The 15347-nt window shown below is 36.9% G+C and carries 8 protein-coding genes and 2 pseudogenes; 4 read left to right on the forward strand and 6 right to left on the reverse strand.

The genetic code is table 11. The features are described 5' to 3' along the window. The first annotated feature begins 70 nt into the window (after positions 1-70). Positions 71-3538, forward strand: a complete 3468-nt coding sequence (gene dnaE / locus ACFIJS_RS03335) for a DNA polymerase III subunit alpha (RefSeq protein WP_375649990.1) — start codon at positions 71-73, stop codon at positions 3536-3538. 192 nt (positions 3539-3730) lie between these two features. Here dnaE and ACFIJS_RS03340 read toward each other — a convergent pair whose 3' ends face one another. Together ACFIJS_RS03340 and ACFIJS_RS03345 are read right to left on the reverse strand one after the other, a co-directional pair. Beyond that, entirely contained in the window at positions 3731-4978 is a 1248-nt protein-coding gene (locus ACFIJS_RS03340; RefSeq protein ID WP_375649925.1) for an FAD-binding protein, read from the reverse strand. Positions 4979-5030: 52 nt separating this feature from the next. Next, positions 5031-5279 (reverse strand): zinc-finger domain-containing protein, encoded by a 249-nt coding sequence (locus ACFIJS_RS03345; protein ID WP_375623967.1) that lies wholly within the window; start codon positions 5277-5279, stop codon positions 5031-5033. Positions 5280-5604: 325 nt separating this feature from the next. Here ACFIJS_RS03345 and ACFIJS_RS03350 point away from each other — a divergent pair, with 325 nt between their 5' ends. Beyond that, entirely contained in the window at positions 5605-7785 is a 2181-nt protein-coding gene (locus ACFIJS_RS03350; protein ID WP_375649928.1) for an RNA degradosome polyphosphate kinase, read from the forward strand. A gap of 6 nt (positions 7786-7791) precedes the next feature. Further along, on the forward strand, positions 7792-9309 hold the full coding sequence (gene ppx / locus ACFIJS_RS03355; protein ID WP_375649930.1) for an exopolyphosphatase: 1518 nt from the start codon (positions 7792-7794) through the stop codon (positions 9307-9309). Between the two features lie 24 nt (positions 9310-9333). Here the strand turns inward: ppx and ACFIJS_RS03360 are convergent, their stop codons facing one another. The 4 genes and pseudogenes from ACFIJS_RS03360 to rnd all read right to left on the reverse strand — a co-directional run bounded on the left by ACFIJS_RS03360 (position 9334) and on the right by rnd (position 12879). Next, on the reverse strand, positions 9334-9477 hold the full coding sequence (locus ACFIJS_RS03360) for a hypothetical protein (protein ID WP_375649932.1): 144 nt from the start codon (positions 9475-9477) through the stop codon (positions 9334-9336). A gap of 104 nt (positions 9478-9581) precedes the next feature. Then, positions 9582-9781: pseudogene (locus ACFIJS_RS03365) on the reverse strand (DNA-binding protein). A 206-nt stretch (positions 9782-9987) separates the two neighbouring features. Next, a pseudogene (locus ACFIJS_RS03370) lies at positions 9988-11148 on the reverse strand (tyrosine-type recombinase/integrase). Between the two features lie 576 nt (positions 11149-11724). After that, a complete protein-coding gene (gene rnd / locus ACFIJS_RS03375; RefSeq protein ID WP_375649935.1) occupies positions 11725-12879 on the reverse strand; it encodes a ribonuclease D in 1155 nt (384 codons plus the stop codon). A 132-nt stretch (positions 12880-13011) separates the two neighbouring features. Between rnd and aspS the strand changes: the two genes are divergently transcribed. Continuing rightward, positions 13012-14805 (forward strand): aspartate--tRNA ligase, encoded by a 1794-nt coding sequence (aspS, locus tag ACFIJS_RS03380; RefSeq protein ID WP_375649937.1) that lies wholly within the window; start codon positions 13012-13014, stop codon positions 14803-14805. Positions 14806-15347 lie beyond the last annotated feature (542 nt).

The following is a 15347-nucleotide window of genomic DNA, read 5'->3' on the forward strand; positions in this document are numbered from 1 at the left end:
TTATAAGGGGTGCTGTTTGGCATTTATTTTGTAGTGGGGAATTGTGAGAGTGGTAAAAAATAAAAATAAAATGCAAGAGAATAAAAATTCTCTTCCTCGCTTTATTCATTTGAGAGTGCATTCAGCTTATTCCTTGCTCGAAGGAGCTTTAAAAATCCCCCAAATTATTCAACAGGCGATTTCAGATCATGCACCAGCGGTTGCTATTACCGATACCAATAATTTATTTGGTGCTTTAGAATTTTCACAGCATTGTCTTTCTCATGGGATCCAACCTATCATTGGTTGTCAGCTTACTGTTGATTTTTGTGATGAAAATGATCATTCACGTTTGGCTAAATGGCGTAATCCTTCTGATTTTTGCTCTATTGTTCTGTTGGCTGCTAGCGAAACCGGTTATGCTCATTTGGTTCGTCTTGTTAGCCGTGCTTATCTTGATAAATGTGATACTGATCCTCCTCATATTAAAGCTAATTGGTTGTCGGCACACAGTGAAGGAATAATTGTTTTAACGGGAGGCAAGGGAGGACCTATTAATCTTTCTTTGACAGAAGAGAAAAAAGAACATGCTGTTGAGCGCTTAATTTATTTGAAAAATTTTTTTGCTGATCGTCTTTATGTGGAATTACAACGGCATGGCTCTTATGATCGGAGAGTAGAAGCTGATCTTATTGAATTGGCTTATGCGCATGAAATTCCTCTTGTTGCAACAAATGAAGCCTTTTTTCTGAAAAGAGAAGGGTATGAAGCGCATGATGCGCTAATGGCTGTTTCAGAAGGACAAATAGTCTCTAATCCAGATCGCAATCGTGTGACGCCAGATCATTATTTGAAATCACAAGATGAAATGGTTACACTGTTTTCTGATCTTCCAGAAGCTTTAGAAAATAGTGTTGAAATTGCATTGCGTTGTCATATTGCCACGCCTCTTCGAAAACCGATATTGCCTCGTTTTATAGAACAATCTGCTAATTCAGAAACTACTTTGGAAGTAGAAGATAGTGAGTTGTTAAATCAGGCTAAAGCTGGTTTGAAGATGCGTCTTGAAACAATTGGATTGGCTGAAGGGTATACGATTGCAGATTATGAGCAGCGGCTTGATTATGAAATTTCAGTTATTACGCGTATGCAATTTTCTGGGTATTTTCTTATCGTTTCAGATTTCATAAAATGGGCAAAGGTTCATGATATTCCCGTTGGACCAGGACGGGGTTCCGGTGCTGGTTCACTTGTTGCTTATGCATTGACGATTACTGATGTTGATCCATTGCGATTTTCTCTTCTCTTTGAACGTTTTCTTAATCCAGATCGTGTTTCGATGCCAGATTTTGATATCGATTTTTGTCAAGAGCGGCGCGAAGAAGTTATTCAATATGTTCAAAAAAAATATGGACGTGATCAAGTTGCTCAAATTATTACCTTTGGTAAGTTACAGGCACGGGCAGTTTTGCGTGATGTGGGACGTGTTTTAGAAGTTCCTTATCGTCAGGTGGATTATCTTACAAAATTAATTCCTGCTACGCCAGGAAGTCAGGTAGAATTGGCTGATGCTATTAAGGATGAACCGAAATTTGAAGAGGAAAAGAAAAAAGATCCCGTTGTTGGACGCGCATTAGATATAGCACTTCAGTTGGAGGGACTTTATCGTCATGCTTCGACTCATGCTGCTGGGATTGTTATCGGAGATCGTCCGCTTTGGGAGCTTGTCCCGATGTATCGTGATCCTCGTTCTGATATGCCTGTTACACAATTTAATATGAAATATGTTGAACAGGCGGGGCTGGTAAAATTTGATTTTCTTGGATTAAAAACACTTACTGTTTTGAAAATGGCAGTTGATTTTGTTGCCAGAAAGGGGATTAAAATAGATTTATCAAATATCCCTTTAAATGATGAAGCAACCTACGCTATGATGGCACGTGGTGAAACGGTTGGCGTGTTTCAGGTGGAAAGTTCTGGTATGCGCAAGGCGTTGATTGGAATGAAGCCAGACCGTATTGAAGATATTATTGCGCTGGTGGCACTTTATCGTCCAGGTCCAATGGAGAATATTCCGACCTATAATGCACGCAAACATGGGGAAGAGGAAATTGCTTCTATTCATCCTAAAATAGATCATCTGATCAAAGAAACACAAGGTGTTATTGTCTATCAAGAACAGGTGATGCAGATTGCTCAGGTGCTTGCTGGCTATTCGCTCGGAGAAGCCGATTTATTACGTCGTGCTATGGGGAAAAAAATTCATGCTGAAATGCAAAAACAGCGTACGCGTTTTGTCAATGGAGCTGTTGCAGGTGGTGTGGATAAAGAGCAAGCTGATATTATCTTTGATCTTTTAGCAAAATTTGCCGATTATGGTTTTAATAAATCGCACGCTGCTGCTTATGCAATTGTTTCTTACCAAACAGCTTATATGAAAGCAAACTATCCCGTTGAATTTTTAGCAGCTTCAATGACGTATGATATGACGAATACAGATAAACTTAATGATTTTCGGCGTGAAGCATTAAGGCTGGGTATTGAAGTTATTGCACCTTCTATACAAACATCTCATCGTGTTTTTGAGGTTGGTGATAACTGTATTTATTATTCTCTTGCTGCCATTAAAGGTGTGGGAGAAACTGTTGTGGATCATATTGTTTCTTGTCGTGGGAATAAGATTTTTAAGGATCTGGAAGATTTCTGTGCGCGTGTTGATCCTCGTATTGTTAATAAGCGTGCGATGGAAAGTTTAGTTTGTGCTGGTGCTTTTGATTGTTTTAACATTGCACGTGAGGTTTTATTAGCTAATCTTGGAACCCTTCATGCGCGGGCACTTCGTATTCTCGATGACAATTCTAGCGGGCAGGTTGATATATTTGGAATGGCAGGCGGATTAAAAGAACCATTGATTTTATCGCAAACAACCCCTTGGTTGCCGGCTGAGAAACTTTATCGAGAATTTCAAGCTATAGGTTTTTACTTTTCTGCGCATCCATTGGAGGAGTATCAAGCTATTCTCAACAAAAAACGCATTCAGACTTGGGTTAATTTTGCCAATGCCGTTAAAGGAGGAGCAACGGCCGCACGACTTGCTGGAACTGTTGTGGCAAAAAACGTGCGCAAAACAAAATCTGGTAAAAAAATGGGAATTATTCATTTTTCTGATACGAGTGGACAATATGAAGCAGTTCTCTTTTCTGAGGCACTCTCGGATTATGAAGAGATGCTAGAACCCGGAAAATCTTTTATTATTACGGTGAGCGCAGAAAATCGTTCTGAAGGAGTTAGTTTGCGAATTGAAACAATTCAGTCGTTGGAAAAGGAAGCATTAAAACAGCATAAAATGATGCGTCTTTTTATAAAAACAGTTGATATGCTTCCACAAATTGAACAAAATTTAAATCTTGGGGGGAATGGAGAGGTTGGGCTTATTTTAATTCAAGAGGGCGGATTGCGAGAAGTCGAAATTGCGCTTCCTAAGCGATATAAGGTAAATTCTCATGTCGCAAATGCTATGAAATTAATTCAGGGTGTTGTTGATGTAGAATTGAGTTAATAGAAAGATTAAAGATGGGAGCTGATTTTGAGTGGTGTTTTTTCTTTTAGGAGAGCTAAAAATTGAGCTTTTAAAATCGGATTGTAGGTTTCGGAAAACATTGCTTTTATTTGAGTAAATTATGATAGTTTTTTAGTGTCATAGAGTCAAAAAATCTCTTTCTTTCGTAATATTCAAAGTACTGGAAGAATTTTATAAGTTTTTATCATTATTTTTTATGGAATTCATCGCATCATACATGTAAAGCCAATTGAGATCTGACATAATGCTCTCTGGTGTACGAATTTTCATCATGAGATTGCGTGCAATTGCTATAGGACCGGTTGCGTGATAGACTAATCTATTGAAATCTGCGCGTTTTTTTACTGCTGCAATACGGGGGGTGCGTGTTGTTTCGTAAAGCGAAAGTGCTTTCGTTAATGAAAAATCTTTCAATGAAAGTGCTTCTGCTAATGTGGCAGCATCTTCGATTGCCATAGCGGCACCTTGCGCTGCAAAAGGTAAGGCTGCATGTGCACAATCGCCAACAAATACTTGTCTCTCTAAGCCGATAAAACGATTTTGTTTCATTTGAAAGAGTGGCCAATAGCTCCATTCATCGATATGATCAAAGATTTGTAAGATTTTTGAATTCCAACCTTTAAAAAGAGATTTGAGTTTTTCTTTATCTCCTTTATGAGCCCATCCTTCTTTTGAATTTTCTCCATGCGTAATGGCGACAAAATTAAAATTTTTTTTTGACGATTGAATGGGATAGACAACAAGATGGTTTTTTGGTCCCATCCAAGCTGTAATTGTCTTCATATTTTGCAACGAAGAACGAAATTTTTGAGGAAGATTATCAAATGTTGTTGTTGCACGCCAAGCAATAAAGCCACTAAAATTTGCTCTTTCATGAAAAGGAGATTGTCGCCGTAATGTTGACCAAATTCCATCACATCCGATCAGGAGGGGCGTTGAATGAAGCTGTTCTGTTGTTGTATCTGTTTTTATTGTCGTTATTTTAATGTTGGTTGTAGATTGGGTAGAAGATACAATCGTTTCGCCTGCTTTGTATTTGATCAAAGGATTTTCAATCACTGCATTATATAAAATTTTTTGTAAAGCCGCGCGGTGGATCGTCATATAAGGGGCTTTCCAATATTTTTCTGTTAGATTGATAAGATGAGCCTGTAGATGTATTTTTAAAGATAATCCATCTTTTAACTCAAGAAAATGTGGGATTGTCGCGACTTCAGTGAGTTTGTTAAGAAGTTCCCAGCGAGCAAGAATAGATGTTGCATTTGGTGTCAGTTGAATACCAGCGCCTATTGTTTCAAGTTGCTTACACTTTTCGATAATGGTGCTTGCAATTCCTTTATGAGCGAGTGCTAAAGCGGTGCTTAAACCAGCAATTCCTCCTCCAACAATGATGGGAGATTGGTTCACAAATAATTTCATATTAAACAAGCAGAATTAAAAGAGTGGTTATTAAGAAAGCCCAAAAACGCGATTATAATAGCTTTTCTGGATGATATAAACATCCTGTTGGGTTTGTTTGATCGTATGATAGCGAGGGTACATAACGATAAAGGGTTGAGCAGTAAGGGCAAATTTTCTCATCTGCTGCTCCCATGTCGATAAAGATATGAGGATGATCGAATGGTTGTGTAGCGCCTACACACATAAATTCTTTCACACCAATTTCGATTGTTTTATATCCAAGGTCATTTTGGAAATGGGGAATGTTGTGATCAGCCATGGCATACAAACTCCAGAATAAATTGTCTCATCAGCTATAATTAGGCTCTTCTGTTTTATGGGCATGAGTTTGTAATAAAGCTTATAATAATGCAAGCTACTTTTTAAGACAAAATTCCCCTCTTTTATGCTATATTAGAATAATTGTCATGTTGTTAGCGCTTTGCGCATAGAAATAGTTTCAAGTATTTTTAAATATTAAATGGAAACATGATGAGGAAAGTTAGGCATTGATATATTATTATGATAATAACATATTATAAAATGTTATGTGAGATATTTCGTCAAGGATTTTAGAAAATATAAAAGAAAATTATTTAGGATATATGGAACAGAGGGTGGTAGATAAAATTTCTATATCGAATATAACAATGAAAAATCCGTTACGGTTTATTAATCGAGAGTTTTCATGGCTACAATTTAATAATCGTGTTTTGATGGAAGCGGCTAATTCGAAACATCCTTTATTAGAACGTCTACAATTTCTTTCTATTTCAGCTGCAAATCTTGATGAGTTTTTTATGGTTCGTGTTGCAGGACTAGCAGCTCAAATTCGTGCTCGCGTTACAGCGTGCAGTGCAGATGGGCACACTCCACAGGAACAACTTGATATTGTATTAGCTGAGATTTCAAAGCTGCAGGCTCACCAACTACGAGAATTGAATGTTTTACGTGATGAATTAAAGAAGAATGATATTGAAATTATTTGTTCTGATGATCTTTCAGAAATTGAAAAATCATGGCTTGAAAAATATTTTCTTGAGACAATTTTTCCTGTTTTAAAACCTTTGCCTGTTGATTCTACTCATTCTTTTCCATTTATTCCTAATTTAGGGCTTTCTATTGCGCTTCAATTGTCTGAAGAAACTGATCAGAATTCACGCGCAGTGTTGTTGTCTATTTCAATGCTTTTGAGGCGTTTTATTCTTCTTCCTCAAGAGGGAAATCATTTTCGTTTTATTGCATCTGAAGATGTTATTTGCCTTTTTATTAAATATGTATTTCCTAACTATGAGGTTAAAGGAATTGGTACATTTAGAGTAATCCGAGATAGTGATATTGAAGTAGAAGAAGAAGCTGAGGATCTAGTTCATTTTTTTGAGACTGCTCTCAAAAGGCGGCGCCGTGGGCAGGTTATTCGAGTTGAATTTGACGCAAAAATGCCAGAGAGTTTACGCCAATTTATAGCGAATAGTCTTGCTGTTCCTGATAATTGTATTAATGTTCTTGATGGATTTTTAGCGCTTAATATGGTATCAGAAATTGTTTCTATCCCCCGTGATGATCTCAAATTTATTCCTTATATTTCTCGTATTCCAGAATGTATTCGTGAACATAAAGGGGATTGTTTTGCAGCTATTCGTGCAAATGATATTGTGATTCATCACCCCTATGAGACATTTGATGTTGTTGTCCAATTTTTACGTCAAGCTGCTTACGATCCTGATGTTGTGGAAATCAAACAAACACTTTATCGTACATCAAATGATAGTCCAATTGTTGGTGCTTTGATTGAAGCAGCTGAACAGGGAAAGTCTGTGACTGCTTTGGTAGAACTTAAAGCACGTTTTGATGAGGAAGCAAATATTCGTTGGGCACGGGATCTTGAATGTGCTGGGGTTCAAGTTATTTTTGGTTTTATTGCATTAAAAACTCATGCTAAAATGTCGTTGGTTGTGAGACGTGAGGGAAAACGTCTTTGCTCTTATGTTCATCTTGGAACAGGAAATTATCATCCCATTAACGCTAAAACTTATACGGATCTTTCTTTTTTTTCCACGGATGATGATATCGCTCATGATGTTGCGTTATTGTTCAATTATATTGCGCAATATGAGCGTCCAAATGAAACAATGAAGATTGCTTTTTCACCCTTAACATTGCGTGGTCGTATTCTTCAGCATATTGAAGGAGAAATTGTTCATGCACAACAGGGAAGGTTTGCTGCTATTTGGATGAAAGTTAATGCATTGGTTGATCCTGAAATTATTGATGCTTTATATCGTGCCAGTCAAGCAGGGGTGCAAATTGATTTGGTTGTGCGGGGGATATGTTGTTTACGTCCTCGTATTCTAGGAATTTCGGATAATATTCGTGTAAAATCAATTGTTGGGCGTTTTCTTGAACATAGTCGCATTTTTTGTTTTGGGAATGGTCAAGATTTGCCTAATGAAAATGCACTTGTTTACTTAGGCTCTGCTGATATGATGCCTCGTAATCTAGACTATCGTATTGAAATATTGGTTCCAGTTTTTAATAAAATAGTGCGTCAAAAAATTCTTTTACAGATTATGTTGGCTAATATCATTGATAATCAACAAAGCTTTGATATACTTAAGGATGGAACATCAAAACGTATCACACCGCAAGAAGATGAAAGTCTGTTTAATGCGCAGGAGTATTTTATGGCCAATACAAGTTTTGCGGGGAGAAAAGAGTCTTTTGAATCTTCTGTTTCGCGCTTGGTTGCGTTGCATCGGCAACAAGCCGAAATACATAAAGACTAAAATCCAATGACATATAGAGATGCTCAAGGTCGGTTAAAAGGGCGTAAGCCTGTTGCTGTTATTGACATTGGCTCAAATTCTGTTCGGTTGGTTATTTATGAGGGGCTCGTTCGGTCACCAACAGTTTTGTTTAATGAAAAGATTCTTTGTGGTCTCGGTCGTGGTGTGGCAAAAACGGGATTTTTAGAAGAAAAATCGATGAAAATGGCATTGCAAACACTGAAACGGTTTCGTACGCTTTGTCGACAGATTGGGGCAGATGAGGTCTATACTTTAGCAACAGCAGCAGCCCGAGATGCAAAGAATGGCGTAGCATTTATTCAGCATGCTGAAGATATTTTGCAAAATAAAATATATCTTCTTTCAGGAAGTGAAGAAGCTATGTATTCAGCATATGGAGTTGTTTCTACTTTTTATCAACCAAAAGGTATTTCTGGGGATCTTGGTGGTGGAAGTCTTGAGCTGATTGATATTGATCATTCTGATGTTGGTGAAGGGATAACTCTCCCATTGGGTGGTTTAAGGCTACAGTATATGTCAAATAATGATAGTGCTGTAGCTACAAAAATTGTACATGAGCAACTTTATAAATCGTCTGTTGTTCGTACTCGTAAAGGTATAGCACGTTATTTTTATGCAGTAGGAGGGACATGGCGTAATTTGGCAAAACTCCATATGGCAATGAAAAACTATCGGCTCCCTGTTATGCATGGCTATGAAGTTGAAGCCGTTGAAATGGAACACTTTTTATGTCTTGTAGCACGTGGCAATATTGATAATATGAGAGGGATTGCAGCGGTTTCTCAGAATCGTCAAAAACTTTTATCTTATGGGGCAATAGTTCTTATTGAACTCATTCAGTATATGGAGTTTGAAAAGATAATTTTTTCTGGTGCTGGTGTTCGTGAAGGTTTTCTTTATTCACGATTGCCGCAGGCGATTCGGCTTTCAGATCCTCTCATTGCAGCATGCACAGAAATGGCTATTTTACGAGCACGTTCACCAAAACAAGCAGAAGAACTCATTGATTTTACGACGAATGCTTTTGAAGTTTTTGGAATTTCAGAAACTGAAAATGAATGCCGCTATCGTCAAGCCGCTTGTCTTCTTGCGGATATTGGTTGGCGTATACATCCAGATTATCGAGGCAATGAAGCAGCAAATCAAATAGCTTTAGGATCTTATCCAGGAATTTCTCATGAAGGGCGCCTTTATGCGGCGCTTGCTGTTTTTTTTCGCAATACGAGTTTATTGGTTGATAAAGAATCTCTTCCCATTTTTCAATTAGCAACTCAAAATATAATTGAAAAGGCACGTATTCTTGGCGAAACTATGCGTATTGCTCATCTTTTTAGTGCTTCTGTTGCAGGTATTTTACCTCATTTATTGTGGCATAAAAAAGCAGATCATATTATTTTGCAGATCCCAAAGAATTACGCTGGGTTGTTAGGGGAACGCCCTCTTGGAAGATTAAAGAAGTTATCAAAAATAATAAAACAACCTCTCGCGTTTGAAATTTTTTGATTTTTTTCCTGATTTATTCAGGTTTTATGTCTTATTAATGGTGCCATTGATAAGGGATAAACTAGGCAACCTGTCATCATGAGCTGAACAACGGGTTGTTCCATAACGCCTATGCCAGATCCCATGCAAAGTTTTTGTAATGCCCTGAGCATTCGTAAAAGAAAACATAATTTTTTATCCTGTTACTTGCGTCATAGGAGGGATTTTGCACTTCATAAGCTTCGTGTGAAAATGAAAAGCCTTGTCTATCCTTACGTGACAAGGTTTTCTTTTTATGTGGCGTCACTTTGACGTTGCTGTTTTGCTTGTTCGATGACATTGATAAGATCTGATTGTAACTAACGCGATAAAAAACAAATTTTAAAGGTTTTAAGAGAGATTTATTGGTTACATGACGCTGGAATGTTGAAACACTTATATGAAGCAGTTTTGCACTTTTGCGGTCTGTCAAAAGAATATCATTTTCTGTCATTATAAAATACTTTCACTATAAATATAAAAACAAATCATAAGCATTTATTAACCATATTTTTGAATCCTTTTAAAGTTATTTAATCTATAAAAACAATATCTTATCATATAATTTCTGATGTGATTATTTATAATTTTTATTGAGACGATATGAGAGAAAAGAGAGAGAAAGTTATCCATAAATAATGGGGTTATGTATCCCATCTGTTAACTTTGACTAGTGACATAAGCCGCCCATTTATCTATATAGACACGGCGCTGTTCTAGATAGTCTGTCCGACGATAAGTACGCTCTACTCGTCTTCCTATTGTATAACTTAGAATGGTTTCAGCGAGCTCATAGGGGGCATCGTTGTTTCAGCGAGCCAATTGTGTAAACTAGAGCGAAAGCTATAGGGACAGGCATCAAGTTTATTTTTTCTCATATACTTGACATACCTTTCTCACTAAGGGGTTACGACCGGTTGCAGAAAAAATTATTGCGAGAAAGCAAGCGCGCTTATTTTAATAATTTCTAATGTCTCTGTTGATAAGGGCACGCGAAATTCTGTTGTATCATCACGCTTTCCTTTCATATTTTCAGCAAAGATGGTCTATACATCACCATCAATCTGATCTTCACGAATGTGACACAAGGGATTGGTACGAACCCTTGTAAGAATAAGAAAAAGTAAAGCCAATTGCGTTATGATTGTTGTTTGGCAAAGTGTTTTATAAAAACCCGGCACGTTTCTCCAATCCATAGCCGGTCTATTGAGGATTTTATGACGTTGTTTTCCTAAAAGAGCGTGTGCTTTTTCTGTTGCTTGTAAATCAACATTTAAATCTAAGGCAGAAGCATGTTTAAGACAAAGAGTAAGACGGTTCAAGTGCTTTCTTTGCTGTTGCAGCTTTTGTATGCCAAATGGGAGCGAGGGTATTGCATATTTCTGTTTGCGTAATCTCTGAAACAGGCAGACAACCTAATTGGGGAGAATATAAAGGCGTAATGGTAAAAATCAATCACAAGCTTTACTATCTCTTTTTAATTCAGCTTTACGATTTTCAAAAGCATCTAAAGCAATGTTTTTTTAATCATGAAGATTACGCATTGATTCACGCTTTTGTTTATCGCGTTCTTTAATGGGGTCATGCCATCATGTAAAACAGAACGCCATTGATTTGCACATTTACGTGCTTTTTTTAAAGAGATGTTTTTTAAGGCACCCAAGCCCATTTCGCGACTCCGACCATGAATGGTATAACGATAAAGCCATTGAGCACCACTATCTTTACGTTTGTAGAGAAGCAAGCCCGGGTACCATCATTATATTTTCTAGCTCCCAATGTTGTGACAGACCTTGCATTAAGACGATTCATAAGAACCATTTTTATTCCTTTCTTATAGAGTTTGACCCACAAGCCAGCCCCGTTTGTGGTGTGTAAGAGAATGGTTTTGGTTGATTCAAGATAAACAAGTTTGAAATGAGAGAATCTTATGTTATTCGGGACTCTCATTCAACACGCAAAACAAAGAATTATCTTTATAAATCAGTATCTTACCTTTTTAGGTATTTTAGTTGTTATGCTGGTTCGTTTTTGATTGTTAGATTGGAATCTCGGTAGTTTTTTAATACGATATAGTGACGTGAGGCATTATATCTTTGTTTGTTCCTATTGCTAGGCTGCTATTTTTGTAATGAATGCGCTTTTATTATAAGAACTTTTTCTTTTTAAAACTTTTAAATGAGGAGCTGTCTGTTTTTTTAGATTTTTTTTAAATAAGATTGCTATTTTATTGACCGGATAAAGATTTAGCTGTCATTTTTAATAAGAGTTTACTATTTAAGTTTTTAACTTTGTCAGAAGTAGGCTTTATTTATCCTATTTGCGTTGGCTTATAGGGCATACCAATTGATATAGATAATAAGTAGCGTAATGGATTTTTAAAAATGAAAATGTAAATTAAAGCTGTTTTGTGCTTATTTTTCCATTGTTAAAGTAAAACCCTATCTGGCCCTTTAGCAGTTGTTCGGCTTTTTGACCAAATATTTCATAGCGCCAGCCATTCATAGCGGGAATATTTTTCTTTATTCCTCCATTGGCAATTTTTTCTAAATCATTAGATGTTGCAATAATTTTAGGGGCAATGCTGTTTTCATTTGCAACAATTTTTAATAACACTTTGAGCAAATCGATAACAGCGGCAGTCGTATCATTGAGTGGATTATGTTTAGGAATGGGGGGTAAAGTAGAAAGATCCACCTCTAAGCCTTCGTGGACAGCTTTAATTAATGATTGAGCAATTGAGAGTTTATCCCAATTCTTATTAAGACTGCGCAATCGTTTTAATGCAGATTCATCTTTTGGTTGTTGGGTTGCTATTTCTATAAGACATTCATCTTTTATGATATGACGACGTGGCATATTGTATCTTCGTGCTTCACGTTCACGCCAAGCTGCTATCTTTTGTAATATAGCAAGTTCACGTGGCTTTTTAATTTGACCTTTCACTTTTTTCCATGCTTCATCTTCTGGCATATCATAGGTTTTAGGATTTAAAAGGATTGTTATTTCATCATCCATCCAGTGAGCACGTTGATTTTTTTCTAACCTTTTTTTCAATAACAGGTAAACATCTCTTAGATAGGTTACATCGGCAAGTGCATAGAGCAGTTGTTTTTCAGACAAAGGTCGGCAACTCCAGTCTGTAAAGCGGGAGGATTTATCAAGATGATGCCCCGTGCAGCGTTGTACAATTTGATCGTAGGAGATAGAATCACCAAATCCACAAATTGATCCTGCTATTTGCGTATCAAAGAGAGGGGAAGGAATAACACCTCCAAGATGATAAATTGTTTCAATATCTTGGCGCGCAGCATGAAAAACTTTTACAACTTTTTTATCGATCATAAGGTCAAAAAAAGGCTGTAAATCAATATCTGGTGCTATGGGATCAATCAAAATTGTGACATCTGGTGATGCCAGCTGGATTAAACACAGTTGAGGCCAAAAAGTTGTTTCGCGGATAAACTCAGTATCTACTGTTACAAAATCAGAGGTACGTAGAGCTGTAAGTGCAATTTCAAGATCTGTTGTTTGTGTAATAAGATTCATCATTTTATTATAATTCGATAAATTAAATTTGTCCTTTATTGACTTTATTTTTGAGTTTTTATTCTCATATCTTGACAAATGGTTATTAAAAAGCGTTTGTAGCGCATGTGAATATTATAATCAAAGGCAAAAAACATGCACCGTTATCGCAGTCATCATTGTGCGGCTCTTCGTAGATGTGATGTAGGAGCACAAGTCCGTCTTTCAGGATGGGTTCATCGTGTTCGTGATCATGGAGGAATTCTTTTTGTGGATTTACGTGATCATTTTGGAATCACACAAATTGTTGCTAACCCTGCTTCGCCTGCTTTTAGAGTTATTGAAAAAGTGCGTTCTGAATGGGTTATTCGTGTGGATGGAGAGGTATGTGCACGTTCTGATGAGGTTATTAATGCAACGCTTCCAACAGGTGAGATTGAAATTTTTGCACAAGAGGTAGAAATTCTTTCAAAATCTGATGAACTTCCTTTACCGGTTTTTGGTGAGCCTGATTATCCAGAAGATATTCGATTAAAATATCGTTTTCTTGATTTGCGTCGGGAGACTATGCACAAAAATATCATGCGTCGAACTGAAATTATTGCGGCTATGAGACGGACTATGCAAAATAATGGTTTTACGGAATTTACGACGCCACTTTTGACAGCTTCATCGCCGGAAGGAGCACGTGATTTTTTGGTTCCAAGTCGTGTTCATCAGGGAAAATTTTATGCACTACCGCAAGCACCACAGCAATATAAACAGTTGTTGATGATGTCAGGTTTTGATCGTTATTTTCAGATTGCTCCATGTTTTAGAGATGAAGATCCAAGGTCCGACCGTCTTCCTGGTGAATTTTATCAATTAGATGTTGAAATGAGTTTTGTTGAGCAAGAAGATGTTTTAGCAACTATGGAATCTATTATGCGTTCTATTTTTGAAGAATTTGCAGATGGAAAAACTGTGACACAAAGTTTTCCTCGCATTTCCTATGATGAAGCAATGCAAAAATATGGTTCTGATAAACCTGATCTACGTAATCCGATCATTATGGAAGATGTTTCTCAACATTTTTATAATTCTGGTTTCAAAGTCTTTGCTCAAATTTTGGCGAATGATGAGAATGCACAAGTGTGGGCTATTCCGGCTAAAACGGGTGGAAGTCGTGCTTTTTGTGATCGTATGAATGTATGGGCACAAGGCGAGGGGCAACCAGGACTCGGTTATATTTTTTGGCGTGAAGAAAAAGGAAAATTTGAAGGAGCAGGGCCTATCGCCAAAAATATTGGTCAACAGCGAGTTGAAGCGCTTCGTATACAGCTTGGACTTGAAAGTGGTGATGCCTGTTTTTTTGTGGCTGGAGATCCAAAAAAATTCGCATCTTTTGCTGGAGCAGCCCGTACACGGGTAGGGGAAGAATTAAATCTTCTCGATAGAGAGAGTTTTTCTTTGGCGTGGATTGTTGATTTTCCATTTTTTGAATGGAATGAAGATGAGAAAAAGATTGATTTTGCACATAATCCTTTTTCCATGCCTCAAGGGGGAGAAAATGCTCTTGCCTGTCAAGATCCTCTTACTCTTAAAGCTTTTCAATACGATCTTGTTTGCAATGGTTATGAAATTGCATCAGGTGGAATTCGTAATCATTTACCAGAAATGATGCTTAAAGTTTTTGAACTTGTAGGACTTTCTAAGGAAGTTGTGAAAGATCGTTTCGGTGCTCTTTATCGTGCATTTCATTATGGAGCTCCGCCACATGGTGGTATGGCTGCAGGAATTGACCGCATCATTATGCTGTTGCAAGGTGTTAAAAATTTGCGTGAAGTTGCTTTATTTCCTATGAATCAACAGGCGCTTGATCTTTTGATGAGTGCTCCGTCTGATGTTTCTCCTACACAATTACGTGATTTAGGAATCCGCATGGCTCCTACTCACAAAAATAGCTCATAAAGTTGATTATGGATTGTTTTCATCTTTCTTACGTAGAGTGAAGTTTTAATGCCTCTCAAGAGCATTGGTGTGTGTGTGCTGTTTGTGAAATTTATATAGGCAAAAACGCTATTGTGTTGATTCTTTACGAGGCATTTTTATTCCTTGTTTCTATAGTGGCTCTTCCTCTAGTAATAGGTGAGGAAATGATTGTGATTGATTTATCATGAATAACTTAGATATGAGAGAATTCTATAATTTTCGGGAGCCTCATTTTAGTTGAAAAAAAATGAATTATCTTTATACGTCAATATATTATTTATTTTTATTGAAGTTTTTAAAACGTTGTAGCAGAGAATTGTGTCTCTTCGTTTTTATGAGAATAATGCGGTTTTCTGTTCTATAGACTTACTCTGAAAAGTTTAAATTTTATAAGCTTTGAATATTTTTTTAGTTTTTCATAGAAAAACTAAATGGGGTTGTTATACAATTTATCTTTATAATAAAAGATGATGTTTGAAAGGTGCTTTTGTCATTCCAAAAAGGATGAAATAACTCTTTGT

Source organism: Bartonella sp. OT172YNZD (assembly GCF_042193725.1).
Lineage (GTDB): Bacteria > Pseudomonadota > Alphaproteobacteria > Rhizobiales > Rhizobiaceae > Bartonella > Bartonella grahamii_A.